This window comes from Streptomyces sp. WM4235 (assembly GCF_001279725.1).
GTDB lineage: Bacteria > Actinomycetota > Actinomycetes > Streptomycetales > Streptomycetaceae > Streptomyces.
The window spans coordinates 1-408 of the sequence record NZ_LGDE01000308.1; the positions used below are offsets into that span (position 1 = coordinate 1).

1 protein-coding gene is annotated in these 408 nt (G+C 72.5%); it reads right to left on the bottom strand.

The genetic code is table 11. The features are described from left to right. Positions 1-408 (bottom strand): hypothetical protein (locus ADK55_RS20395; RefSeq protein WP_159041493.1); only part of this gene is annotated, 408 nt, incomplete at both ends.

Sequence of the window (408 nt, forward strand, 5' to 3'; positions counted from 1 at the left end):
GTTCGGGACGCGGTGTCACCTCGGACAAGGGCGTCGACGGGATGCGGGTGGCGAGATCGGGCCCGGACGTCGGGCGGATCCCCGAAGGCGCGGGCATGCTGGCGCCATCCCCGCCGTGGGATGTGTCAAGGCGGCTGATGCCTGCGCGCGGTCGGGATGCGGCTTCGGGTGCGGTTGGGGTGGAGGTGTAGATCGCCGCGCTGATCGCGGTGTCGCGGATGCCCCGGTGGGCGGCCTTGCCGACCGTGTGAACCTCGTCGAGCACGGGTTGCCAGGACGCGGCGTCCTGGCGGACGCGGTGGCCGGTGACGTCGAGTTGCTGGAGCACGTCGTCGGTGAACTCCGAGGTGGCGACGCTCGCGAGATTCAGGGGGCGGGGCTGTCCCAGGGGCGCGGCACATCCGCCGC